Origin of the sequence: Paenibacillus sp. MER 99-2 (assembly GCF_023714095.1) — a bacterium.
Classification (GTDB): Bacteria; Bacillota; Bacilli; order Paenibacillales; family Paenibacillaceae; genus Paenibacillus.
Genome location: NZ_JAMAUZ010000005.1, coordinates 68,042 through 91,854 on the forward strand (window position 1 = coordinate 68,042; position 23,813 = coordinate 91,854).

The window sequence follows — 23,813 nt, forward strand, 5'->3', positions numbered from 1 at the left end:
CTAGATTCGTCCAATTTCATAGATTTGCAGTTTACACCGTACGTTTAGACCCCAAGAATAACTTCCCACACAGGTCGCGTGTGCCCACCTGGATACAGGATATACAGTAGAACATACACGATCACACCCGTCATGGCACTACTGAACCAGATCATAGATGTGAACCGCCCCCAACGACGGTGTGTTTTGAACTTCTTTTTGAACCCAAGTACAAGTGTTGAGATACCGAAAACCGCAGCCACAGTTGCGAGAATAATATGAAAGATCAGAAAGATTCGGTAGAAGATCTCCATATCCGGTTCTCCGCCCCATGCCGTGTTACCCACAAAGATCGTTCGAGACATATAAATAACAAAAAATATTAATGCTGCTACCGCACCTGCCACCATCATGGACTGATGCGCTTCCCGTTTACCGCGAATAATAAGTATCCAGCCAATTCCCACCAGCACGGCACTAATCACAATGAAAGACGTGCTGATCGTAGGCAGAAGAAAATACATATCCATCATGTATCCCCCTTTATTCATATCGTGTGAGTTCGAATAAGTTACTCCTCTTAGGAGACTCTTGAACAATACTGTATAGCACTATTTATTATTTTGTAGCAGGGTTAAATGGCATCACTGGTGGCTCCTTTGGGTGGGAATCATCCTCGTCATCTTCCTGCTTCTCCTTGCGATACCACTGGAAGAAAACAAGTGCCAGCATGGACACGAAGATGCCCTCCTGAATGAATTTCATAATGATGCCGCCAACCTGCTGATCCTCTTTGGCAGATGACAGAAAGTTGAAGAACGCAGGCCCTCCGAAGGATCGCAGCAATGCCGATGTATCTCCTGATACACAATATCGCATGGCCTCAGCCCATACAGCAGGATTACTGTAGGTTGCATATAGAGGCTCTGAGGCGAAAATAATCAAACCACAGGCAGGCGTAAGCAACACCATATTGAGAAAAATAAACCCAACTTTGGATAGTCCCGACGCCTGTCTGCCTTCCGGTAACGGATTAAGGAGCGTCCACCACATCAGCATCGAAGTGATGAACAGCGCAATGTAATACAGACGATGAACCGTGAAATTGAGCATGACATAATCATGCACTACCGGCAGATGATAGATGGAGAACAACCCATTAAACAATAGGGCTGCCACGATCGGATGAGCTAGAAAAGATAACTGCTTTGTTGGCAGATAACTTACGATTTTACGCCATACCCAGTTAGGTAGCCCTTTCATAAGCAGTGGTGGTGCTACCAAGTAAGATAGAGCCATGCTGACCATATGAAAGCTAAACATGACGTGTCCCAACAGGTTGAAAGGCCCCGCTTGAGCTAAATAAAAAACGAGAAGTCCGGTAATAAACAAAACTCGCTGTCCTGCAGTTGCTGGTTCTGCTCCACTGACTTTCTCACTGACGGGTCCTACCAGCACGAGGTAACCTGCTCCGATAAGTAGAAATAATGCCAGAATGGCAGGGCTCCACAGATCATTAAAACTAAAATATTGCAACCCGAGCATACGGGAAACCTCCCCGTGAACTAATTTGGTTGGTACTTGTAACGCCTATTCCGATGGTTCGCCAAAAAGGGGAAAAGACGGCGACAATAAGCCGCCGCCATCTTCTCTTACCACCAAACCCAATAGAGTGACATAATAATGCACGTAAATGCTACGAAGAATCCAAATGCCATGAACAGAATTGGCATTAAATGACCTTTGTCTTTCAAGTGCATCCAATAACCAAGCTGTACAAACACCTGTAAAATCGCCATGACGACCAGCAAGATGATCGTAAACGTTGCATTAACACCACCGGCCTTAACAGCTGCGAATGCGATCAGTGTCAGTATGATGGAGAAGATAAACACCACGACGTGTTTCTGTGGCCCTTCTGTCCGGTGACGGTGTTTCACTGGTTCCTGATCTACTTTATCCTGTACCGACATGTGTTACCCCACCTTTCCGAGCAAGTACACGACCGTGAAGATAAACACCCAGACAACGTCGATAAAGTGCCAGTACATTGCAGAGACGTACACTTTAGGTGCAGTTACGACCGTCAGTCCTTTTTTGAACAATTGTCCAATAATGAGACCGATCCAGAGAATACCGAAGGCTACGTGAGCTCCGTGGAATCCGACTAGTGTATAAAATGCCGAGCTGAATGCACTCGTTGTCATACCGAACTCTTTGTGCTTCACGTATTCATAAAACTCATAGATTTCGAGCCCTAAGAACCCGAGCCCTAGCAAAACGGTAATACCGAGCCATAACCTGAGTGCCTTCACCTTACCTTTATGCATCGCCTGAATGGCGAACACACTCGTCAAACTGCTGACTAGGAGGATAAAGGTTGCTGCCGCCACCAGCGGTAGATGGAATAACTCATTCGCCGTCGGCCCTTCATTCGTCTGGTTCCTGAGCGCTAGGAAAGTAGCGAAAAGGGTACCGAACAACACGGTCTCGCCGCCGAGGAACAACCAGAAGCCAATGAGCTTATTACGTCCCTCCAGCGTTGCCTTCTCCGGTTCATGCGGTAAATTACCGTTCACAGGTTCAGCATGTGATGTTGTCATGTTCTCGCCCCCTTCTCGTCCTGATCCTCTGGCTCAATATGCCAGCCATGATCATCATAGAGTGAACGGAGCATCATGGCTCCAAATGTAATGACAAGTCCTATAATAAGCACAATGTAATTGTTAAACAGTCCATTCATGAACGCATTGCCGAAGTCATCCTTACTGAACATCAGCCCAAGCCCAGCAATGAATATACCAACAGACATGACAAACGGTAACGGTGTTGCAGATGGCATATGAATTGACCCTACCGGCTCGGCCGGTGTCATTTCTGTGTTCCCAGCCATCTTTTCTTTCCAATATGCATCAATACCGCGTACAAGCGGCGTTTGCTTGAAATTGTACTCTGGCGGTGGAGATGGAATCGTCCATTCTAACGTACGCCCATCTTCCCACGGATCATTCGGTGCATCCACCGGTTTCTTCGTCGTAATGACGATGTTGACGAGGAAAATGATAACACCAACGCCCATCAGGAACGCCCCGATTGTACTCACCAGGTTAAGCAGGTCAAAATCCTGATTCGGCAAGTAGGACACGATCCGGCGCTGCATCCCCATCAGTCCAAGGAAATGCTGCACGAAGAATGTGAGCTGGAAACCAATCATAAATGTCCAGAACGTCCATTTTCCTAACGTTTCACTAAGAATACGTCCAAACATTTTGGGCCACCAATAGTGAAGACCTGAGAATATACCAAGCACCAAGCCACCTACGATGACATAGTGAAAGTGAGCTACAACAAAATATGTATCATGGAATTGGAAGTCAGCCGGAGCAGACGCCAACATGACACCCGTTACGCCCCCCATAACAAAGGTCGGAATAAATCCGACTGCGAACAGGTTCGCCGCTGTAAATCGGATTCGCCCTCCCCACATGGTGAAGAGCCAGTTGAAGATTTTGATCCCTGTTGGTACAGCAATCAGCATGGTGGAGATAGAGAACAATGCGTTCGCAATCGTTCCGAGACCTGTCGTAAACATATGATGCGCCCAGACCATGAAGCCCAGGAACGCAATCAGGATCGTTGCAAACACCATGGAGCTGTAACCAAACAATCTTTTGCGTGCAAACGTTGGGATAACCTCTGAGATAATCCCGAATGCTGGCAAAATGAGAATGTATACTTCGGGATGACCAAAGATCCAGAAGATATGCTGCCATAACACGGGATTTCCTCCGCCTGCGACATCGAAGAAGTTGGCATCCAATATCCGGTCAAAGGTCAACAACACCAAACCAACTGTAATTGCAGGAAATGCAAATAGGATAATAGCAGAAGTAATAAATGTGGTCCATGTAAACATCGGCATCCGCATGTATGACATGCCTGGTGCACGCATCGTTATAATCGTGGCGAGAAAGTTAATGCCCCCGATGAGTGTTCCTAGACCTGCGATCTGGAGCCCGATCGTATAGAAATCGACACCGTGGGTTCCGCTGTATTCACTGCCTGATAGTGGTGTATACGATGTCCATCCGGCATCAGGCGCTCCGCCCATGATCCAGCTCAGATTAAGCAACAGACCACCGAACAGAAATGTCCAGAAGCCCAGCGCGTTAACGAACGGGAAAGCTACATCCCGTGCTCCAATCTGCAATGGTACAACCGCATTCATAATCGCAAATATAATTGGCATTACACCTAGAAAGATCATTGTGGTTCCATGCATCGTAATCAATTCATTGAAGACCTGTGCCGAGACAAAATCATTCATCGGCTTCATCAGCTGAATCCGAATCAAAATGGCTTCAATCCCACCGATGCCGAAAAACAATCCGCCCGCAGCTAAGTAAAGAACGGCGATTTTTTTGTGATCGACGGTAGTGATCCAATCCATCAAGCCACGGTAACGCTTGACGCTATGAGCTTGAGCCAAGGTTGTGTACCCCCTTTATCGTCCTTGCTGTTCTATTCATAGTCCAATTTATAATTGGCCAAATATTCGGCAATTCCGTCGATCTCTTCATCTGTAAGTCCGAGGTCTTTGGGACTCGGCATCGTATTGCCTGGCTTCACGGATTGTGGATCATGCAGCCATTCTTTCATGTTATCCAAGACAGGGTTACCCTCTTCTTGTCCTTCACGCTGATTAAGCAGGATACCTGCGACGGATTCCTTGCCACCGATTCCCGTGAGATTTGGCGCGACTGGGCCACCTTGATCACCTACAGCATGACAAGAAAGGCAATTTGTTTTGAATTTTTCAGCCAATTGCGTATCTTCCGGAAGAACAGCAGGTGCTTTCATTTCAGCAACCCATCTGTCAAAAGCTTCAGGGCTGACTGCTTTTACTTTAAACTCCATGTAAGCATGAGACCTGCCGCATAATTCGGCACACTTCCCGCGGTAAACGCCTTCATTCGGTGCTGAGAAGCTAAACTTATTCAGTGTTCCATCTGGGTTGGTGTCCATTTTACCCGCAAGTGACGGCACCCAGAAGGAATGAATCACGTCAGCGGTTTTCAATTCGAATGCGATCTTCTTGTCGGTAGGAATAATGAGGTCTTGAGCGGTGGTTACGTCATATTGAGGATAAGTAAATTCCCACCAGTACTGATGCGAGGTGACTTTGACCTGTACTGCATTAGGATCATTGGACAGATCTGCGCCTTGAGCAAAGATCTCCTTAACCGTTGGTACAGCTAGTACAATAACAAGCAGTAACGGAATGGCTGTCCATATGACTTCGAGCTTGAAACTTCCTTCGACCTGTTCGGGTATGTCATTCTGTCCAGACCGTCTGCGAAAACGGATCAATACATAGGCCGCAATGGCAAATACAATGATGAGTACCACGATCATAATCGCGATGGACAGCTTCATCAGATCATATTGACCTTGCGCCACAGGACCCTGAGGTTTCATTACAGACAAGTCTTCCCGCCCGCATGCGGATAGCAGCAAAGAGAACACCGCCAGCAAGGGGAGAATTCGCTTTGCAACCTGCCACTGTTTCATCATTGATCTACCCCACTTTTTTACGTTTTCGTAGATTACCGCCATTGTCCCAAAAGAGTTTTGCTCACTACGTTCGGACACAATACGTATAATCCTCTTCGTCACATAGAACGTTTCCAGAAATAACGCTTCCATTGACCCCTTAATTTCCTTCAAAGGGCATGTCTACGCATTCTTCCAATTCATTCTATATGGTTCAATCACATATTAAATATAAGTTGAGGGTATGATTTTGTCAATCTTTGGACACATGTTCACAATTTGTTCACTTTATGTAGAAAACCGCACCACAACTAGATTTGCAAGCGATTTCAGTTAAAAAACCATTAATATAAATTTGAAAATTTTTGCCATATTTCGGTGATTGAGCGTATTTTTCACCAGACTTTTATCACACACAAAACATGCGAAATTATGCAAAAGGAAATCCATCTCTTCCTGGCAAGATAGCTTCCAGTTGTACAGCAGGGAAATTTCACTCCACACCGTTCTTTTGGCCATTCGAAGCGGCATGGAGTTGCGCTCCTCCCTTTCTGAATCCAACGTTGCTTTCAGCTATCCTGTACATGACATGACCTGGCGCAAATCACAATCACCACATTATGTTCCATCGGTTAAGATCCGTGGGCCATTGCTCGTGATTGCGATGGTGTGCTCGTATTGGACTCCCCAGCTGCCATCCACCGTTCGCACAGTCCATCCATCTTCGTCCCATACCACGACTCCTGAGCTGCCCTTCGTGAATATTGGCTCAATCGTAATGACCATGCCTTCAGTCAACATCTGCCCCGTACCACGTTTACCGTAAGGTAATACATTGGGTGGTTCATGAATGTATTGACCAATCCCATGACCAATGAGTGGCTTCACAATGCCGTATCGATATAATCTTGCTGTGCGTTCAATAGCACTGCCGATATCCCCCAGCGTATTCCCAGGTACAGCTTGGGCAATAGCCCGATGTAGTGCCTTCTCTGTACGCTTCATCAACTTACGAATTGTCCGCCGCTGTTCTCCGATCCCATATGTCCAGGCAGAGTCAGCAAGCCAGCCATCCTTATTCACGACCATATCAATGGTCACGACATCACCTTCGGCCAATTCCTGTTCACTAGGAAAACCGTGACATACCACCTCATTGACAGATGCGCAGGTCGCATAGGGATATCCCTTATACCCTTTTTGTTCAGGCGTTGCACCATTCTTCGCCAGAAATTCTTCCACTAATTCATCCATGTCCCGTGTGGTTACACCCGGGGCTAGCCGCTGTTCAATAAGCTTGTGACAGTTGTGCAGGATTCGCCCTGCCTCCTGCATGTAGCCAATCTCTTCTTTTGTTTTCAAAATAGGATCCACATGCATACATCCTTCCTGGAAGTTGTGTACTTCCATATATATGCAAGCTAGACGCAACAAAGCCCGAAAAGTGCTGGTAAACTCTTCAGGCGGAATAACAAGGCTCTATTTACTCAGATACCGTTGTGATCCTAAGGCTGAAAATATGTAGCTGTGCGAAGCAAAAAAAACCGTCTACCGGAGCTTAACGCCCGGAAGACGGTTCTATTCATATCGGAACAGTAAAATTCTAAGTTGAGTGCTTCAGGATACGGAAGAATCCATCTTGACAAGCTCATGCTCGACCACAGAAGTCAGTTCTTCTTCATACCCACCCGTAATCCGGTATTTTCTCACGTACTCCTTCACGAATTTTTTTGGATCCTTAGGACGGAAAATCCGAGTCATTTCCCTCAAACTTTCTTTGACCTCATTGTGACCTTTCGTTGCCATTGTAATTCCCTCCCAAAACGTTGAAAGTGAATGCTCCGTTTAGAGAACGCCGAATAAGTCTTAAATGCCATTCATGAAGTTGTGTGCGCGGCTTAAAGCAAGCTTTAGGTCGGGAACCTCGCTAAACGCAAGTACCTGACACTATAAATACCCGATATGATTCAAATTGAATCATGATCTTATTGTAGCATATTCGGAAGTATGTTACGACTTGACGATTTTTCCTTAATATTTATAACGGTTTTTATACCGAAAAAGTTTAATCCCGAATCATATTTAATGCAAAAGCCTATTGTATACGGAATTAATGTATCCAGCATAACGCGTAACTATTCGGGGGATATTATCACGGACAACCATTTCAGTTAAATTTCTGGATTTTAAGGAGGCGCCGTTTCATGGAACGAAAAGAACAGGACATGTTGCCCCTTTCGCATGAAGTCGTGGAAGTGGACGGAATCTACATCAACGAAGCGGGACGCGAAGAGCATCTGCATCGAGGTCAGCACTTTCCCGCCGATCCCATTCTTGGCAAGACGGAATGGAAATTGACGGAGTTTGCCTTTGAGAACCATCACGATGGTCGTACGGACGAACGCCTGGTACCTAAAGAGAATGATACTGACAAAATCGGTAAAGTGACAAATCCGCGTAGACAGCTTGAGCAAGGGGATAATTAATCTTGTAGGTAAACAGATTATAGATGCTTGATCGTAGCTCTGGGGGCAGACGCAACACATAACAATAAATGGTCTGTTCCTCCTTAGCTACACCACACCAAACCACATTATAAAAAAATTCGATTTATTCAATTTTGTACACCACCAAAATTCACCTCACTCCCTTCTTAATACACCCCTCTGTTTAAATATAGTATTTTTAATAATCCACTCTCTCTCAATACCAATAGTGCAATTCACATTCATTACCAGCTCGATAGATTTTTTCAATTTGGTAATTGATATTATCTATATTCTAATCAATTGACTATCCGAAACTGACCCTGTAATGTCTTCATCAAGTCAATTTCACACTATTCCTATCAGATTTAATTTTTACCATTTTAGTTAGCGGGGAGAGAATTCATCTTATGTTTCGCATCCAACCACGAGTCCAAGGCGTTACTCCTGAATTACTGGAACTATATCAGGATATTAGTCCATCAACTATCGGACATTTAACCGACTTCGGTTTTCTCCATGACTTACAGCCACTCTTTCGCCCTATTCGCTTGTTAGGAAATGCCCTCACCGTACGAATTCCCCATCTCGATGCCTCAGCCATTCGCCACGCTTTTGAGATTGCCCAGCCAAACGATATTATCGTCGTGGATATGTCTGGCGATGACCAACGCGCTTGCTGGGGTGAATTTGTTACCTATGCAGCACTGGACAAAAAAATCGCCGGAGCCATCATTTCCGGATGTGTGACAGACGTTCGTCCAATTACCCAGCTCCGATTCCCCATTTATTCCAAAGGAATCAGCGCGCTAACTACGCGTTCCCTTCAACTTGAAGGCGAGGTTAACACTCCAGTCAGCGTCAGCGGTGTGAGTATCCAGCCCGGCGATCTGATTGTCGGTGATGATGATGGTGTTTTTGTTATTAATCCACTGCATGCGAAGGAAATCGGAATTATTGCGAAGGAAAAACAGCAAAAAGAAGAGCAACGCCGCAAAGAACTTGGATATGGGGAGCTGCTTGCAACTCATTCCACTACTCATGGCACAACCGATAATTAAGGGGGATGCAACACGATGAAAAAGAGACCTTTAATCTACAAGTTTAGTAGTATCCTTATTGCTCTTGCACTATTTGCCGTTGGATGTGGCAATGCGAATGACTCCAATTCGAGTGGCACTTCGGCTGCAAGCAGTTCAGGGGGCTCTGCGGAGACTGCTTCGCTCAAAAACCTCACCATTGCCTTAACCGGCGATCCCATTGGCTTCGATCCGCAGAATTCCACCGACTCGATCTCTAACTTTATCAATTATCAGATCTATGACCGCCTCGTTACATTCAATGACAAGCTAGAGATTGTTCCACAGCTAGCAGAGAGCTGGGAGACATCCGAAGATGGTAAAACGTGGACATTCCAACTGCGCCAAGGTGTGACGTTCCAGGATGGAACACCTTTTAATGCAGAGGCTGTGAAGACAAACTTTGATCGTTTAATCGATCCGGACAAAAAGCTATCCCAATACGCAACGCTAGGACAGTTCATTGAGTCGGTTACTGCAAAGAGTGAATCTGAGGTTGTCTTTGCGTTGAAGGAGCCGCAGGGTGCTTTTCTGAACAATATCGCAGTAACGTCTGGCAGTATTATAAGCCCCAAATCTATTCAGGAAGATGAAGATGGCATTGCCAAAACGCCTGTCGGCACTGGTCCTTTCAAACTCAAAAGCTGGAGTTCTGGCAATGAACTTGTGCTTGAATCGAATCAGGACTACTGGGGCGGTAAGCCTAACGTAAGTGGTATTACCTTCAAAACGGTAACTGAAAATGCCGCTCGTGTCATCATGCTGGAGTCCGGCGAAGCCGACATCATCGACAAGGTTCCGGGCACAGATATTGAGCGTCTGTCCAATAACAGCAATTTCACCATTAATACTCGTTCTACCAACCGTGTTGGCTACATCGGAATTAACACAAAGCATGCTCCGTTTGACAATGTGAAGGTGCGCAATGCACTTAATCTCGCCATCGACCGTGCAACCTTAGTAAACAAACTTTATGAAGGACGGGTTGAGGTAGCTACTTCGTTTATTTCCAAAAATTCGTTTGGTTACGCAGATGTTGGAGCTTACGCCTATGATGTTGAAGCCGCGAAGAAGCTGTTGCAAGAAGCAGGGGTTCAAGCTGGTACACCGCTTCGAATCATTCTCGCAGCCAACACCGTTCAAGATCGTCCTGCTGCCGAATTTGTACAGAATAGCCTCCAGCAGTTAGGGTTCAAAGCTGAGTTACAAGTACTGGAACTTGCCTCATATCTCGATGCACTGAAAAATCCGGATAGCTACGATTTATTCGTTCGAGGTGCCTCTTCTCTTACGGGAGACGGAGATGCTCTATTGCGGGACAGCTTCCTCTCTACAAGCAAATCCAATTATGCCTTCTACAACAATCCAAAGGTAGATGAGCTTATTGTTACTGGTGGACAGGCACTGGACAGAGAAGAGCGCCAAACCATATACAACGAAGCGTTACAGCTGATCAAAGCTGATGCGCCATGGATTCCTTTGTACGAAGATAGTGTTCAGGTCGGTTATTCCAGTCAGGTTGAAGGAATTACATTTTTACCTTCCTTGTTATGGGATCTGCGCGGTGTGAAGTTCAAATAACCATAAGGGTGCCGTGCAGACGGCACCTTTAACATATGTGAAGCACCCTCATCCCCCTTCCTCAATAAGATGATTCTCAACAATCCAATCATAGGAGTGAAATTATCAATGGCCTTCCAACTCGTTATGGCTCAATTCGGTTCTTCTAGCACCAAGCAAGAGAATCTGGACAAAGCAGAAAAAGCACTTGAAGAAGCGACTCGTATTCATCACGCAGATATCGTTGTTTTCCCTGAAGCCTTCATGAGCTTCTATCAGATTGGCACACCCCGAGAAAGGAAGCTGGAAGATGCAGAGCCGCTGGATGGGCACTTTGTCACTACCATGCGTGCTCTTGCCAAGCAATATGGCGTATGGGTTGTGTTCGGCACACGGGAGACAACAGAAGATGTGAACGATGATCGGGTCTATAACTCGTCGGTCATCCTCAATTCAGATGGGGAGATTGTGAGCAGTTATCGCAAAACACACCTGTACGATGCCTTCGGGGCTCAGGAGTCGCGTGATATTAAACCAGGCACATCATTGTTTGAGCCGATCGATACACCTTTTGGCAAGTTAGGGCTGTTCGTATGTTATGAGCTGAGATTCCCAGAGATTGCCCGTTATCAAGCTTTGCACGGTGCAGATATCCTTCTTGTTCCTTCCGGCTGGGTACGTGGTCACGTCAAAGAGCAACATTGGGAAAGTCTAGTCACTACACGCGCACTCGAAAATACAGCATATGTCGTTGCCGTTAACCAAATTAACGAATTTTATATCGGACAAAGTCTCATTGTTGACCCAATGGGTGTTGTCGTTGCACGTGGAGCTGAGACGGAGACCCTCATCCCCCATCGCATAGATCTCGAGCGTGTACGTGAAGTACGTTCTAAGCTGCCTTCCCATCTACACAGACAGGCTCATCTATACGGTTAACCTTTCCTTTCAGAACAGAGTAGCCTAATCCCGGCAAAAAGCCAGGAAGGAGTATCACGTGTTCAACTATATTCTGAAGCGGTTGCTTCAAATGATTCCAACCTTAATCGGTGTATCTCTGCTCTCTTTCATTATTCTCCAGCTCGTTCCGGGTGACCCGGCTGAATTGATTGCAGGGCTAGATGCCAGCCCTGAGGAAGTGCAGATTATTCGGGAGCGACTCGGAACCGATAAGCCGCTATATGAGCAGTATTTTCAATACAACGTTCAGCTACTTCAGGGAGATCTAGGTACGTCCATGCGCTCGGATAATCCAGTGCTCCAGGAAATTCTTGAACGTTTTCCAAACACGGTGATATTGACGATATTGGCAACAATCGTGACCGTCGTCATTGGATTAATCACAGGGGTTATAGCGGCAACGAAGCCAGGGAGCGCCCGTGATCATGCTTCGATGGCCTTTTCATTATTTGGCATATCCATGCCAGTGTTCTGGCTAGGTATTATCCTCATTCTTGTGTTCGCCTACTATATTCCGATTCTGCCTTCAGGAGGTAGTAGCGAATTGAAGCATTTTATATTGCCTGCTCTCGTGCTGGGCATCTCCTCTGCCGCTGTCCTTGCCCGTCTAACGCGATCCAGTATTCTTGAGGTAATCAATCAGGACTACATTCGGACAGCCAAAGCCAAGGGGGTACGCGAGTGGCTCATCATCTACAAGCATGCACTCAAAAATGCCTTCGTTCCAATTATTACGGTCATTGGCATGGAGATTGGCAATCTGCTGGGAGGAGCAGTGCTGACTGAAACTGTATTTTCAATGAACGGACTGGGCAGATACATTATTCAATCCATTCAATTTCGGGATTACTCCGCTGTGCAGGGAAGCATCTTATTTGTTGCTTTTATCTTTGTCATCATCAACCTGCTTGTTGATCTATGTTACGCCGCAGTAGATCCGAGAATTCGCTATGACCGGAAGGAGGCATGACCATGAATGAACCAAAGGCTGTGCCTATATCTGTCCAGATCAGTTCATCCACTGCACCTGCTAGACGACGTTCACTAAGCCAGATGATAAAAAAAGTGGGCAGCAATAAACGCTCCATGATCGGTCTATGGATCGTCACACTGTTTATATTGATTGCGATTCTCGCGCCATGGATTTCTCCGTATGACCCACTGGAGCAAAATATGGACAAGCTGCTGCAATCCCCTTCCCTCAGCCATCCATTTGGAACCGATGAGTATGGACGGGATATCCTCTCTCGTATCTTTTACGGTGCACGTATTTCGTTGATGGTTGGTATTGTTGGCGTAATCATCTCTGTCTTCTTCGGTGTAGCACTCGGAACAATCGCTGGTTATTTCGGGGGCAAGATCGAATCACTTATTATGCGGATTACCGATATCTTTATGGCTTTCCCTGGATTTTTGCTCGCCCTTGCGATCGTAAGTGTGCTTGGCCCAGGGATGATGAATCTGATGATTGCCATAGGCATATTCTCCATTCCATCATTCACTTGGATCTCCCGCAGCGCGGTTCTCTCCATTAAGAATAAAGAGTACATTGAAGCTTCGAGGTCTATGGGCTCGAAGCATAGTCGCATTATTTTCAAGCATATTATCCCGAACAGTATTGCTCCTATCATCGTTTTGTCCACGTTACGAATTGCAACAGCAATCCTATCTGCGTCAGGGTTAAGCTTTCTCGGTATGGGTGCTCAACCACCGTCACCCGAATGGGGAACGATGCTAAGCACAGGCAGGGAGTTCCTTCGAACTGCCCCTCATATCTCCATCGTACCAGGCGTGGCCATTATGCTCGTTGTTCTGGGATTCAATATGCTGGGTGACGGACTGCGTGATGCCCTTGATCCCAAAATGAAGCTATAGCTTGCTCCCGTTCATCGTAAAGTTGGGGATAACAAGAGCGCAGCATATGGTGGTACCAGAAATGACAAGGAGGGCTCGCGTTGAAACGCAAATTACTTGAAATGAAGTCGCTCAAAACCTATTTTCACACGAGTGAAGGTGTCATTCCGGCTGTAGACGGTCTGGACATTACGATCTATGAAGGTGAAACCGTCGGCATCGTTGGTGAATCTGGCTCTGGCAAAAGTGTCACCTCCCTAACCGCCATGAGGTTAACCCAAGGAAAGGTCGAAGGCTCCATTACTTTTGATGACAGAGATATTCTTGGCCTCTCGGAGAAAGAAATGCGAACGGTACGAGGCAATGACATGGCGATGATCTTTCAGGAACCCATGACCTCACTCAATCCAGTGTTCACGATTGGTGACCAGATTCGAGAAGCCATTCGTAATCATCGGAAAGCGAGCCGAGCCCAAACCAAAGAGAGAGCGATTGAATTATTGCGCCTTGTCGGTATTCCACGACCTGAGCAAATTCTGTATGAATACCCCCATCGGTTATCCGGTGGCATGAGGCAACGGGTTATGATCGCCATGGCCATGGCATGCAGCCCCAAGTTACTCATTGCCGATGAACCAACAACCGCACTAGACGTTACGATTCAAGCCCAGATTTTGGAGCTTATGCAGCAGCTAAAAGCTAGTGAGGGAACTTCCATTTTGCTAATTACGCATGACTTGGGTGTCGTTGCTGAGATGTGTGACCGTGTAGCTGTAATGTACGGTGGTCAGATTGTCGAAGAGTGCGATGTGCTGACACTGTTCACTAATCCTAAGCACCCCTATACCCAAGGGCTAATCAAATCGATGCCCACACTAGATACAAACGAGCGCAGGCTGTATTCCATTAAAGGTAGCGTTCCACCACCAGGCAGTTTAAGACAAGGCTGTCGCTTCAGTCCTCGCTGCGAATATGCACAAAATATTTGCCTTGAACAGCTACCGCAACTAGAGACTGTAGAGGCTGGACACACAGCCAGATGCTGGCTCCATACAGTCGCTAAGGAGGTAATCCAATGAATGAACCGCTGCTTAAGGTAAACAATCTGAAGAAATATTTTCCGATTAAAAAAGGCATCTTCAATCGCACGGTTGGACATGTGAAAGCTGTAGATGGTCTGAAATTTACGATTTTCAGAGGCGAGACACTTGGACTTGTTGGCGAGAGCGGATGTGGCAAATCAACGACAGGTCGGACACTATTACAGCTCCTTCGTCCAACAGAAGGGGAAATTATATATGAGGGTCGTAACATGGTGGGATTACCCGCAGAAGAGCTGCGCAAGATGCGCAAAGACATGCAGATGGTATTCCAAGATCCTTATGCCTCACTCGATCCTCGCATGACCGTAGGTGAGTTAATCGCCGAACCTCTTGATATCCATCAGGTCGTTACAGGGCAAGAACGAGCAAGACGGATCGATGAGTTATTGGAGATTGTCGGGTTAAACAGCCGGCATGCCGAACGTTACGGTCATGAATTCAGTGGAGGACAGCGCCAACGGATTGGCATTGCAAGAGCACTTGCTTTGAACCCTAGGCTGATCGTTGCTGACGAGCCCGTCTCTGCGTTGGATGTGTCTATTCAATCCCAAATCATTAATCTACTTCAGGATTTGCAAGAGCAGTTCAAGCTAACGTACTTATTCATCGCCCATGATCTGAGTGTTGTGAAACATATCAGCAGTCGTATTGGTGTCATGTACCTCGGCGGTATCGTTGAGCTTGCCAATAAGCATGACTTATTCGAAAACCCTTTGCATCCTTACACACAGGCATTGCTGTCTGCTGTCCCTAGCCCGAATCCCTTAATTAAAAAAGACCGAATTGTATTACAGGGTGATGTGCCTAGTCCATCAAACCCTCCTTCTGGATGCAGCTTCCATACACGCTGTCACGCTTGCATGGACATCTGCCGAACAGATAAACCCGAATTACAGGATGTAGGTGGTCGTTACGTCGCATGTCATTTATACACTAACGCTTCACAACATTATCCTACTTAAACTACAACTCAACTGACAGGAGAGATCATCATGACACAGAGCCGTAAACTGAAAGAAATGAGCTGGACAGTATTCGAGGAATATAAAAAGCATACCAACCTTGTAATCATCCCTGTTGGTGCCATTGAAGTGTATGGCCCTCATCTGCCGCTTGGTTCGGATGGTCTACTCGCAGATCAGCTTGCTAAACGTGTAGCTGACCGTGTTGGTGCGATAATCGGGCCAACCGTGGAAGCTGGCGATTCCAATGTGCTTAATGATTTTCCAGGAACCATCACAATTCGTCCTGAGAGCCTAAAAGCGTATCTTGGCGATATCGTTCATAGTCTGCTTACTTGGGGCTTCACACGCATTCTATTTATAAATGGTCATGCTGGCAATGTCCCCATTATCAATCAGATTGTTCATCAGCTACGAGGACAGCATAGTGATGTACAGGCAGCGCAGATTGATTGCTGGCGATTCATCAAAGCACAGGATCACGGTATTTCTGAAACTGGCAAATTGGCAAACGGTCATGCTGGAGAGATTGGCACCTCCGTTCTGCTACATCTACACCCCGAACTTGTTCATCAGGATAAGATTGCAGACGAAGTGCCTGATTATGAAGATGCATACCCCGAAATCGTGAAATACGGCCGCCTTTCTTCAATCTCCAAGTCTGGTGTGGTCGGTTCTCCATCATTCGCTACGGTGGAAAAAGGAGAATTACTTGTACAGCATTCGGTGGATCGCATCGTTCAGTTTCTCCATGACGTCTGGGATATCAAACCGCTATAATTCTATATCCTGCATTCCTTCATCATTCCGGTTCAGTTCTGTCCCTTCTCCTCATAGCCTATATAAAAAGGACAAAGGAGGCTTGACCGGATGTCCCCCATTAAATCATCGAGCGGTCTAGATGAAAATATTGCAGGTATGCTCTGTTATCTATTCACCATTGTTGGTGGAATCGTGTTTCTCGCCGTAGAAAAGCGTAGCCGATTCGTTATGTTCCACGCGCTCCAATCGGTAACCGTATTTGGCCTTATCATGGTCGGTCATGTGTTATGCACATTTCTCCCCTTATTTGGCCCATTGGTCGCCTCACTGTTATCCCTGCTTGGTGTGGTTGTATGGCTCCTGATGGTTGTAACCAGTCTACAGGGGAAATGGCTAAAGCTGCCTTGGATCGGCGATTTTGCGGAAAAACAGATGCGGCATTTGTAATTGCTTACGGCTCATAACCAAAAAAACATCCGTTTCCCTGCAATGCAGAGAATCGGATGTTTTGTGTTGTTGTTCATGCTATATAGATCATTCATCACGTGAATAACTCATGCCATTAAACCATTTATTCATGATATAAGTATTTCATCACACGAGTTAACATATGATGCATGACGGAAACCACTTACTGGTATTCTTAACATCTACTTACGCAGGCTGTTTAGACTCGCCAATAATATCGTCCGCTTGTTTCTCCGCCATTCTAGCTGCTTCAGCCTTCGTTCCAATGCCGTTGAACAAGAGATTCATAAATATCGCTGTAAAACTACCTGCAATGATGCCGTTACCTAACATAATTTGTGCCCAGGCCGGTGTATTCGCAAACAGCTCAGGAACAACCGTTACCCCTAGACCCATACCTACAGAACAAGCGATAATGAACAAATTCTCATGACGGTTCAGATCCACTTGGCTTCCCAGAATGCGAATACCTGACGATACCACCATGCCGAACAGAGCAACCATGGCTCCACCTAAAACCGAGCTCGGAATAAGCTGTGCCAGCGCAGCAATCTTTGGTACGAATCCAATCACGACAAGCAATCCACCTGCTACAACAATAACATCACGCGTTTTCACCCGCGTCATCTGTACAAGCCCTACATTTTGCGAATAGGTTGTATATGGGAAGGAGTTGAAGATACCACCCAGTACAATCGCCAGACCTTCTGCGCGGTAACCGCGAGCCAGATCTTTGGAAGTCAGGTCTTTATCTAAAATTTTGCCCAAAGCCATAAATACACCCGTTGATTCAGCAACACTCACAATAGCGACCAGAATCATCGTCAGGATCGGTACAATCTCAAACGTTGGCGTACCGAAGTAGAACGGCTGCACCATATGGAACCAGCTTGCTTCACGTAAAGGTGCAAGGTTAACCCCACCCATGAAGCCTGCTGCGATTGTACCTGCGAGAAGACCAATTAGAACCGAAATCGAACGGATAAATCCAGTTGTAAAACGCGTCAACAAAATGATGAACAGCAGTACACCAAAACCGAGCATCAGATTTTCAGCACTACCAAAATTCGTACTACCACCCAAGTCGTTGAACGCCACGGGGATCAGAGTCAGACCAATAATCGTTACGACTGAGCCTGTAACCACTGGTGGGAATAGTCGAATCAATTTACCGAATAGACCGGAGAAAATAAGAACAAATAGTCCGGAAGCAATAATCGCACCATAAATAGCCGATACACCGCTGCTCTGACCGATGATAATCATCGGAGATACCGCTTGGAAAGCACAACCAAGCATAACAGGGAGCCCCACTCCGAAATAACGGTTGCCCCACACTTGAAGCAATGTCGCCACGCCACAGGCAAGCAGATCAATTGCAATCAAATACGTCAGTTGCTCCATCGTAAAACCTAAAGCTTCACTTACGATCAGAGGCACAATCACGGCACCTGCATACATCGCTAATACATGCTGGAGACCTAAGGAGAATGTTTGGACAGGATGCCGATGCCGCTGAAAAATACGTTCGCGTGCCATATCAGTTCGTGCCCTCCTCATCCGCAAATGTAACCTGTCCGTTCGACAGAGCTCCAATGCGAACTAGTGATTCAACCCGATATCCTGCTTCTTGAAGCAAGCGTCCGCCTGGCTGGAAGGCTTTCTCGATTACGATTCCGATACCAACGACTTCGGCTCCAACCTGCTCTACGATGCGTGCCAGTCCAAATGCCGCCTCACCATTCGCCAAGAAATCATCGATAATAAGTACGCGATCACCTGGCTGCATGAACTTTTTGGCAACGGTAATCTCATTGGTCTCCTGCTTCGTGAATGAATACACCTTCTCGACCAGGATATCTTCTGTAAGTGTAAGTGACTTCTGCTTCCGTGCAAAAATCAGCGGTACATTAAGTTCTAACGCAGTCATAATACCTGGGGCTATACCCGAGGATTCGATCGTAAGCACACGTGTGATATTCTCTCCTTCGAAGCGGCGAATAAATTCCTTACCTACTTCCTTCATGAGAACCGGGTCCATCTGATGGTTCAAAAATGAGTCCACTTTCAGGACTTGTTCAGACAGCACAATGCCTTCCTGTCTTACCTTATCTTTTAGCAATTGCATGTTGTTCTCTCCTTGTGCCTCTCGCACAGCCGGTTCTACATGCTCTTCCCTTGTGGCTGCAAAAAACAAAAAGCCCGCCTTCCACCGCTGCGGTTGAACCGGAGACAGGAAAGACAGACTTGTACATATATGACAAGCCATTGGAACTGAAATTTCGAATGATATTGCGGATGGAGTCCCACGCTTATTGCGTGCCTTTTCAAATATGCATATTGAGCTAGAGCACAAAGAACAAGTTAATGACTCACACGGACGCTCGCGATGAGCGCTATGCTTTGCCTATTTTGGATTTCCATCATTCATAACACTAACGATATATCAGATCTTTCCCGTAGTCCGATCATTACGGTGATCGGGTAGAGACATGCAGGCCTATTCCTGCACATATACGAGTAACGGCGTATTAAATTTTTGAACCGATAATTCCCATGATTCTGAACGATGTATGATCGTGAATCTGTAAATAAATATAGTTAAACTTCACTGACAATGTTAGAAGTATACCGAATTGCTCGCGTGAAATAAAGAAGTATTTTCATGGAAGTTGCGGAAAGTTGTATTAATTTGCATTACAGGGGTGATTGAAACGGCGTTTTTATGTACAATATGAAAACGGAAGAGCGGGTTCAAAACAACTTTTGCAACGACACTATCTGTCAAAGGAGACATGCAACTATGAAAGGCGTTCTTAAAGAATTCAAGGAATTTGCTGTACGTGGCAACGTCATTGATCTGGCGGTCGGGGTTATTATCGGGGCTGCTTTTGGCAAAATTGTGACTTCCCTCGTGAATGATATCATCATGCCACCGGTTGGCAAACTAATGGGGGGCATCGATTTCAGCCAGAAGATTATCAATCTTGATCCAGATGTAAAAACGGCAAATGGACAAGATATCACAACACTCGCTCAAGCGAATGAAGCTGGCGCTACCGTGATTGCGTATGGTCAATTCATTAACGTTATGATTGATTTTCTTATTGTGGCATTCTGTATCTTCATGCTGGTCAAAGGTATTAATTACCTCAAAAGCAAAGAACACAAAAAGCCTGAGCCGAAGAAAACGACCAAGGCTTGCAAATACTGCCTATCCGAAATTCCAGCAGCAGCTACTCGTTGCTCCCACTGTACATCAGAGTTAGAAGCTGAAGGCAGCGGGAGTCCTGCTTAAGGAAACACAAGTAGGCTCGCCATAACGAAGTAACTTCATCATGACGAGCCTTTTCGCACCTCAGAGGAATGTTCTACTCTGGTTCTTCAGAGGCGGATATTCAGGTGGGCTATTCAAGTAATCTCTGCTCGACTGCCATCGTTCGGATAAATTCTATGGTGCAACGGTTATGTAAAAAAATTCAGCTTGTCTGTCCGTATCAATTCCCCACCCACGTTAATTCCTTAGGTATGATGACAGATGGGGCGGAGCAGAACGGCTCCTTGTTACTTCTCAGAAAGGTCTCACCGGATCGGTGGGGCCTTTTTTTAGAAGCGGCGGGGTAACAGGTGTTCCAGAATCGATTTTAGATCCTTATCTTCCTTATAGACTTCTTCTCCGGTATCAAGCTCAGTTACACGAATATACTCAAAGTTGGCCGAAGCATCCACCGGTTTGAACAATAGCTGTGCTTCATCTTCCAAACGTACATTGAATCCCATGTCTTTGAACATCGTCGTTAACTGATTGTTTGCCGGCTCCTGTCCCTGTCCTACAAAGATGAGTCCTCTAAGGCTTTTACGTTCTTGAGGTTGCGGATAAATGACTTGAAAGTGTACAATGCATTCCATGTGGTGGTTCCCCTTTCTTAATAAAACTTTGTGAAATTTTGAACTTTAAAACTTGCTATATAAGGAGATACGTTTCATGACCCCAGAACGTTTCGATTTTTATGACAATCAGCAAAATTGGTTAGGCACGGCACCTCGAACTGAAGTTCATGCCAAAGGATATTGGCATCGTTCATTCCATTGTTGGATCGTACGTGACGAAGGTGCTCAACGAATGGTTCTTTTTCAACGAAGACGTGATATCAAGGATACATTCCCCCTCTACTACGACATTACAGCCGCAGGTCACCTCACTGCTGGTGAACAGCTTCATGAAGCAAGTCGAGAATTAGAAGAAGAACTAGGCGTTCAGGCTGCATTCGAAACTCTGACTTATCTACTCACGGCGAAGCAGGAGCTTCAAGGAGAAGTTCGCGGGGTGCCATTTATAGATCGGGAATTCAGCGCTGTGTATGGTCTCTGTCTGAATCAGCCGCTTGAAGATTACATCTTACAGCCAAGCGAAGTACATGGCTTATATGAGGTTGCTTTGGATGATCTACTCGCTCTAATTCGCGGTGAACGTGAAGCTATTGAGGCTACCGGAATCCGTATGGAGACAGAGTTGCTGGCTTCATCCACGAATCAAAACACAGATGAACTTACCGAACTAAGGGCAAGCGACGATGTACCTTCATCCCCATCCGCTGTTCGAGAGACTGTTACGGTGTATGCTCATGAGTTTGTGCCTCATGGGGCGGACTATTATATCCGAGTACTTGAAGCACTGTATGACGTACCCCCTAGCAAACCGAACACCTTGTGAGGTAGGCATCCTCTTTCCTATTTTCATTCTCCCAAGAACAGCATAACTTCATACCACTGATTTCTAATTCATAAGGTATACGAAGATTAACCAGATAAGCAAACAGGCGTCTGCCGTGTGGCAGCGCCTGCTTTGCTTATCTGGTATTTATAAAGCTATGACTCGTGAGCGATTAACTGCACAGACTCGGATCACGTTGATCCATTATCTTCCGGCTTAGACCAGTATCGTGCTGAGAGATGCTCATAACGACGCCCGTAACGAGCCTCCAGCGTTTCTCCCATATCCTGTTCCAGCTCGAATAATACCAGATCTTGTGCAAAATGATTCAGCAGCAGTCCTGTCATCACAGGATGCTCTGTGACAACTGCTTGCGTAACACTCCCTTTACCACGCATACCGAGCATGCACCAGCAGCGATCCACCACAAGTGAGAACTTCCGCCCCTCACCATCGGCATAGATCGGCATTCCAGGCCAAGGCAGCGGCTGTTCCAGCATACCTTCCCCTTCTTCACATGACCACAACAGACGTACACCACGATTTTCAGCTTGCTGCAGATCCTCATGGAGCAACTCTATTTCTTCGCGCCAAACATCAATTACAATTTCATGCTTCGCCTCAGCTAATTGCCGTTTCAGGGTCTCAAACACTTTCTTATCCCCTTCAATATTGTAAAAGGCTGGCTTCTCTGGTTCATGCTGCGGCATGCTGCTCTGTACATAGTCAAGGGAATCTCGCATCTGCCCAGAGATCATCCGAGTCATTTCCTCCGGCTTAAGCACACTGTACTTGGCTGGCTCGCCTGCACTACAACGCAGGAATCCACGCTGCTCTAAACGTTGCAGGGTCGCATACACATTGGAACGGGACACGCCCAGTCGCTTCGCTACCTCATAACCTGAGGCTGAGCCTTGACGGGCGAGTTCCACCATAATTTTTGATTCCATCTCCGTAAATCCCAGATGACGCAAATGATGCAGCAGTTGGTCCATATTCCCGTCCCCCCATGCTGTCAGCAACCTGCACTGCTACCCACTCATGATGTGGCAGCGCTTCTACTGCATCAGATCTGTTCTGCTCCGCAGCGCGGGCACCATTTGGAACCTTTGGGCAGCTCTGATGCACAGATCTGACAATTCACCATTTCGCGCGGCACTTCGGTCTGTACTTCCACGGTGTCTACAATTGGGTTATTCTCTTTCCAGTATCGAATGCGTTCATCCAGTTCCTGCTGGCGTTCACGCTCACGCAGCATTTCTTCTTCCCGGCGACGTTCCCACTCTGCGTCGAACGCTTCCTTCTCTTCCTGGGTGAATTCCGTGCTGTTGTACTCGGTATCCGTCTCCAGGTCAGCAATGGATGGAATGACGGTATGGTATGGCTCATTTTCTTCCAGCTCTTCTTCAACAGGTGCGTGATAGACCGGTTCTCCTACCTGCTGTTGTGCAACAGCAGCCTCTTGTCTGGCAGAAGGAGGTGCTGCTGCGGCAGCAGCTGGTTTAAAATCCCCAAGCTTACGTCCACATTTAGGACAAAAGTTCGCATCCAGTGAAGCGACGTGTCCACACTCGCATAACCGTTCATTTTTGAGCTCGGCAATTTTACTGCGCAAGCTATCGATCTCATCTTGCAATTCGTCACACAGATGCGACAAATCGACCATATCTTTCTCCGCACGTGTCATATCTTGGGCGCGATAGCCCTCGTAGAAAATTCGACCCATATCTGTAAAATGGACTTCCTGTTCCTGTTGCAAGCCCACGATCTGATTGTTTAATTTTCCAATCTCCACGGCATGCTGAGCACGTTCTGTTGCTTTGTTCGCTCCATTCTTAATTCGCTGAAGCAGTTTCATGACATCTCCTCCTCTATTCCCGTCAGGCGCAAATTTGTTTCATTCAAGTGAATCTCTTCGTTGCGCATACATGTTATGTTCATTTCATTCTCATAGAGCAGCTTGCTTACTATATAAAATGTACTAAAGAATATTACACTTGCTACTCCGATGACAGAATAACTTTCCGATCGCTCTTATCCCCAGATTTTTTTTGATTCCCTTTTCCAAGGAAAACATCCGGGGACAAAGGCGAACGCTTCGCTTCTTCAACGTTATTTCTGTCCTCTCCGTTCCCGTGTAATGAACAAGTTCATTCTATAAAATCTATGCAAATTGCTCGGTATATAACTTATACGATAAGTAGCCAAAAAGTTGCGAAATCCTACGCGAATGCCCGTATTATGCCGATGCTGGATGAATTCGGGGGCTTTCGTTAGGACCATATGTTCGGGTATAATGAAACTTTGTCCCGGCATATCGCCGACACTGATGC

25 protein-coding genes and 1 riboswitch are annotated in these 23,813 nt (G+C 46.3%); of the genes, 12 read left to right on the plus strand and 13 right to left on the minus strand.

The genetic code is table 11. The features are described from left to right. Window positions 1–44: 44 nt before the first annotated feature. The 8 genes from M3636_RS20405 to M3636_RS20440 form a co-directional block, all read right to left on the minus strand. Entirely contained in the window at window positions 45–509 is a 465-nt protein-coding gene (locus M3636_RS20405; protein ID WP_128104282.1) for a DUF420 domain-containing protein, read from the minus strand. 88 nt (window positions 510–597) lie between these two features. Continuing rightward, complete coding sequence (gene ctaG, locus M3636_RS20410; protein ID WP_251383818.1) at window positions 598–1,524, minus strand: cytochrome c oxidase assembly factor CtaG; 927 nt, start codon at window positions 1,522–1,524, stop codon at window positions 598–600. Between the two features lie 107 nt (window positions 1,525–1,631). Continuing rightward, window positions 1,632–1,952: a cytochrome C oxidase subunit IV family protein gene (locus M3636_RS20415; protein WP_128100126.1), complete on the minus strand. Its 321-nt coding sequence runs from the start codon at window positions 1,950–1,952 to the stop codon at window positions 1,632–1,634. A 3-nt stretch (window positions 1,953–1,955) separates the two neighbouring features. After that, entirely contained in the window at window positions 1,956–2,582 is a 627-nt protein-coding gene (locus M3636_RS20420) for a cytochrome c oxidase subunit 3 (RefSeq protein ID WP_145407877.1), read from the minus strand. Then, window positions 2,579–4,429 carry a cytochrome c oxidase subunit I gene (ctaD, locus tag M3636_RS20425; RefSeq protein ID WP_251383962.1) on the minus strand — a complete coding sequence of 617 codons (1,851 nt, stop codon included), beginning with the start codon at window positions 4,427–4,429 and terminating at the stop codon, window positions 2,579–2,581. The genes M3636_RS20420 and ctaD overlap by 4 nt, the downstream gene beginning before the upstream one ends. Window positions 4,430–4,500: 71 nt before the next feature. Further along, window positions 4,501–5,553, minus strand: a complete 1,053-nt coding sequence (coxB, locus tag M3636_RS20430; protein WP_145408123.1) for a cytochrome c oxidase subunit II — start codon at window positions 5,551–5,553, stop codon at window positions 4,501–4,503. Window positions 5,554–6,150: 597 nt separating this feature from the next. Continuing rightward, window positions 6,151–6,912, minus strand: coding sequence for a type I methionyl aminopeptidase (gene map / locus M3636_RS20435; protein ID WP_128100124.1), 762 nt, complete (start codon window positions 6,910–6,912; stop codon window positions 6,151–6,153). Between the two features lie 237 nt (window positions 6,913–7,149). Beyond that, window positions 7,150–7,338, minus strand: a complete 189-nt coding sequence (locus M3636_RS20440) for a hypothetical protein (protein WP_017690840.1) — start codon at window positions 7,336–7,338, stop codon at window positions 7,150–7,152. A 398-nt stretch (window positions 7,339–7,736) separates the two neighbouring features. On the opposite strand from M3636_RS20440, the gene M3636_RS20445 reads away from it, so the two are divergent. The 10 genes from M3636_RS20445 to M3636_RS20490 all read left to right on the plus strand — a co-directional run bounded on the left by M3636_RS20445 (window position 7,737) and on the right by M3636_RS20490 (window position 16,745). Further along, window positions 7,737–8,018, plus strand: a complete 282-nt coding sequence (locus M3636_RS20445) for a transposase (RefSeq protein ID WP_128100123.1) — start codon at window positions 7,737–7,739, stop codon at window positions 8,016–8,018. Window positions 8,019–8,428: 410 nt separating this feature from the next. Further along, a complete protein-coding gene (locus M3636_RS20450) occupies window positions 8,429–9,079 on the plus strand; it encodes an RraA family protein (protein WP_128100122.1) in 651 nt (216 codons plus the stop codon). 15 nt (window positions 9,080–9,094) lie between these two features. Then, complete coding sequence (locus M3636_RS20455; protein WP_251383819.1) at window positions 9,095–10,678, plus strand: ABC transporter substrate-binding protein; 1,584 nt, start codon at window positions 9,095–9,097, stop codon at window positions 10,676–10,678. Window positions 10,679–10,786: 108 nt separating this feature from the next. Beyond that, window positions 10,787–11,596 (plus strand): carbon-nitrogen hydrolase family protein, encoded by an 810-nt coding sequence (locus tag M3636_RS20460; protein ID WP_128100120.1) that lies wholly within the window; start codon window positions 10,787–10,789, stop codon window positions 11,594–11,596. A 58-nt stretch (window positions 11,597–11,654) separates the two neighbouring features. Continuing rightward, window positions 11,655–12,587 (plus strand): nickel ABC transporter permease, encoded by a 933-nt coding sequence (gene nikB / locus M3636_RS20465; RefSeq protein ID WP_128100119.1) that lies wholly within the window; start codon window positions 11,655–11,657, stop codon window positions 12,585–12,587. A gap of 2 nt (window positions 12,588–12,589) precedes the next feature. Next, entirely contained in the window at window positions 12,590–13,492 is a 903-nt protein-coding gene (nikC, locus tag M3636_RS20470; RefSeq protein WP_145407888.1) for a nickel transporter permease, read from the plus strand. Between the two features lie 80 nt (window positions 13,493–13,572). Next, window positions 13,573–14,550 (plus strand): ABC transporter ATP-binding protein, encoded by a 978-nt coding sequence (locus M3636_RS20475; protein ID WP_285859092.1) that lies wholly within the window; start codon window positions 13,573–13,575, stop codon window positions 14,548–14,550. Next, window positions 14,547–15,536 (plus strand): ABC transporter ATP-binding protein, encoded by a 990-nt coding sequence (locus M3636_RS20480; protein WP_128100116.1) that lies wholly within the window; start codon window positions 14,547–14,549, stop codon window positions 15,534–15,536. Before M3636_RS20475 ends, M3636_RS20480 begins: the two co-directional genes overlap by 4 nt. Before the next feature lie 30 nt (window positions 15,537–15,566). Next, window positions 15,567–16,316, plus strand: coding sequence for a creatininase family protein (locus tag M3636_RS20485; RefSeq protein WP_251383820.1), 750 nt, complete (start codon window positions 15,567–15,569; stop codon window positions 16,314–16,316). A 90-nt stretch (window positions 16,317–16,406) separates the two neighbouring features. Next, window positions 16,407–16,745 (plus strand): DUF4870 domain-containing protein, encoded by a 339-nt coding sequence (locus tag M3636_RS20490; RefSeq protein ID WP_128100114.1) that lies wholly within the window; start codon window positions 16,407–16,409, stop codon window positions 16,743–16,745. 207 nt (window positions 16,746–16,952) lie between these two features. Here M3636_RS20490 and M3636_RS20495 read toward each other — a convergent pair whose 3' ends face one another. Continuing rightward, a complete protein-coding gene (locus tag M3636_RS20495) occupies window positions 16,953–18,305 on the minus strand; it encodes a nucleobase:cation symporter-2 family protein (protein ID WP_251383821.1) in 1,353 nt (450 codons plus the stop codon). 1 nt (window position 18,306) lies between these two features. Beyond that, window positions 18,307–18,894: a xanthine phosphoribosyltransferase gene (locus M3636_RS20500; protein ID WP_128100112.1), complete on the minus strand. Its 588-nt coding sequence runs from the start codon at window positions 18,892–18,894 to the stop codon at window positions 18,307–18,309. Window positions 18,895–19,206: 312 nt separating this feature from the next. Continuing rightward, window positions 19,207–19,306: riboswitch (purine riboswitch) on the minus strand. 263 nt (window positions 19,307–19,569) lie between these two features. Here M3636_RS20500 and mscL point away from each other — a divergent pair. Continuing rightward, window positions 19,570–20,064: a large conductance mechanosensitive channel protein MscL gene (gene mscL / locus M3636_RS20505; protein WP_145407898.1), complete on the plus strand. Its 495-nt coding sequence runs from the start codon at window positions 19,570–19,572 to the stop codon at window positions 20,062–20,064. A gap of 308 nt (window positions 20,065–20,372) precedes the next feature. On the opposite strand, the gene M3636_RS20510 is transcribed toward mscL, so the two are convergent. Further along, complete coding sequence (locus M3636_RS20510; RefSeq protein WP_095291879.1) at window positions 20,373–20,675, minus strand: hypothetical protein; 303 nt, start codon at window positions 20,673–20,675, stop codon at window positions 20,373–20,375. Between the two features lie 76 nt (window positions 20,676–20,751). Between M3636_RS20510 and M3636_RS20515 the strand changes: the two genes are divergently transcribed. After that, complete coding sequence (locus M3636_RS20515; RefSeq protein WP_251383822.1) at window positions 20,752–21,480, plus strand: NUDIX hydrolase; 729 nt, start codon at window positions 20,752–20,754, stop codon at window positions 21,478–21,480. 191 nt (window positions 21,481–21,671) lie between these two features. Here M3636_RS20515 and M3636_RS20520 read toward each other — a convergent pair whose 3' ends face one another. After that, window positions 21,672–22,475 carry a TrmB family transcriptional regulator gene (locus tag M3636_RS20520; RefSeq protein ID WP_128104280.1) on the minus strand — a complete coding sequence of 268 codons (804 nt, stop codon included), beginning with the start codon at window positions 22,473–22,475 and terminating at the stop codon, window positions 21,672–21,674. A 71-nt stretch (window positions 22,476–22,546) separates the two neighbouring features. Beyond that, the gene (locus M3636_RS20525; RefSeq protein WP_251383823.1) at window positions 22,547–23,338 is read right to left on the minus strand and encodes a zinc ribbon domain-containing protein; all 792 of its coding nucleotides are present in this window, start codon (window positions 23,336–23,338) and stop codon (window positions 22,547–22,549) included. Window positions 23,339–23,813: the final 475 nt, after the last annotated feature.

What these genes read in the sequence shown, in the direction of transcription:
- M3636_RS20405 (WP_128104282.1), bottom strand. Translation starts at nt 509, where the DNA reads ATGGATATGTATTTTCTTCTGCCTACGATCAGCACGTCTTTCATTGTG.
- ctaG (WP_251383818.1), bottom strand. Translation starts at nt 1,524, where the DNA reads ATGCTCGGGTTGCAATATTTTAGTTTTAATGATCTGTGGAGCCCTGCC.
- M3636_RS20415 (WP_128100126.1), bottom strand. Translation starts at nt 1,952, where the DNA reads ATGTCGGTACAGGATAAAGTAGATCAGGAACCAGTGAAACACCGTCAC.
- M3636_RS20420 (WP_145407877.1), bottom strand. Translation starts at nt 2,582, where the DNA reads ATGACAACATCACATGCTGAACCTGTGAACGGTAATTTACCGCATGAA.
- ctaD (WP_251383962.1), bottom strand. Translation starts at nt 4,429, where the DNA reads ATGGATTGGATCACTACCGTCGATCACAAAAAAATCGCCGTTCTTTAC.
- coxB (WP_145408123.1), bottom strand. Translation starts at nt 5,553, where the DNA reads ATGATGAAACAGTGGCAGGTTGCAAAGCGAATTCTCCCCTTGCTGGCG.
- map (WP_128100124.1), bottom strand. Translation starts at nt 6,912, where the DNA reads ATGCATGTGGATCCTATTTTGAAAACAAAAGAAGAGATTGGCTACATG.
- M3636_RS20440 (WP_017690840.1), bottom strand. Translation starts at nt 7,338, where the DNA reads ATGGCAACGAAAGGTCACAATGAGGTCAAAGAAAGTTTGAGGGAAATG.
- M3636_RS20445 (WP_128100123.1), top strand. Translation starts at nt 7,737, where the DNA reads ATGGAACGAAAAGAACAGGACATGTTGCCCCTTTCGCATGAAGTCGTG.
- M3636_RS20450 (WP_128100122.1), top strand. Translation starts at nt 8,429, where the DNA reads ATGTTTCGCATCCAACCACGAGTCCAAGGCGTTACTCCTGAATTACTG.
- M3636_RS20455 (WP_251383819.1), top strand. Translation starts at nt 9,095, where the DNA reads ATGAAAAAGAGACCTTTAATCTACAAGTTTAGTAGTATCCTTATTGCT.
- M3636_RS20460 (WP_128100120.1), top strand. Translation starts at nt 10,787, where the DNA reads ATGGCCTTCCAACTCGTTATGGCTCAATTCGGTTCTTCTAGCACCAAG.
- nikC (WP_145407888.1), top strand. Translation starts at nt 12,590, where the DNA reads ATGAATGAACCAAAGGCTGTGCCTATATCTGTCCAGATCAGTTCATCC.
- M3636_RS20480 (WP_128100116.1), top strand. Translation starts at nt 14,547, where the DNA reads ATGAATGAACCGCTGCTTAAGGTAAACAATCTGAAGAAATATTTTCCG.
- M3636_RS20485 (WP_251383820.1), top strand. Translation starts at nt 15,567, where the DNA reads ATGACACAGAGCCGTAAACTGAAAGAAATGAGCTGGACAGTATTCGAG.
- M3636_RS20490 (WP_128100114.1), top strand. Translation starts at nt 16,407, where the DNA reads ATGTCCCCCATTAAATCATCGAGCGGTCTAGATGAAAATATTGCAGGT.
- M3636_RS20495 (WP_251383821.1), bottom strand. Translation starts at nt 18,305, where the DNA reads ATGGCACGCGAACGTATTTTTCAGCGGCATCGGCATCCTGTCCAAACA.
- M3636_RS20500 (WP_128100112.1), bottom strand. Translation starts at nt 18,894, where the DNA reads ATGCAATTGCTAAAAGATAAGGTAAGACAGGAAGGCATTGTGCTGTCT.
- mscL (WP_145407898.1), top strand. Translation starts at nt 19,570, where the DNA reads ATGAAAGGCGTTCTTAAAGAATTCAAGGAATTTGCTGTACGTGGCAAC.
- M3636_RS20510 (WP_095291879.1), bottom strand. Translation starts at nt 20,675, where the DNA reads ATGGAATGCATTGTACACTTTCAAGTCATTTATCCGCAACCTCAAGAA.
- M3636_RS20515 (WP_251383822.1), top strand. Translation starts at nt 20,752, where the DNA reads ATGACCCCAGAACGTTTCGATTTTTATGACAATCAGCAAAATTGGTTA.
- M3636_RS20520 (WP_128104280.1), bottom strand. Translation starts at nt 22,475, where the DNA reads ATGGACCAACTGCTGCATCATTTGCGTCATCTGGGATTTACGGAGATG.
- M3636_RS20525 (WP_251383823.1), bottom strand. Translation starts at nt 23,338, where the DNA reads ATGAAACTGCTTCAGCGAATTAAGAATGGAGCGAACAAAGCAACAGAA.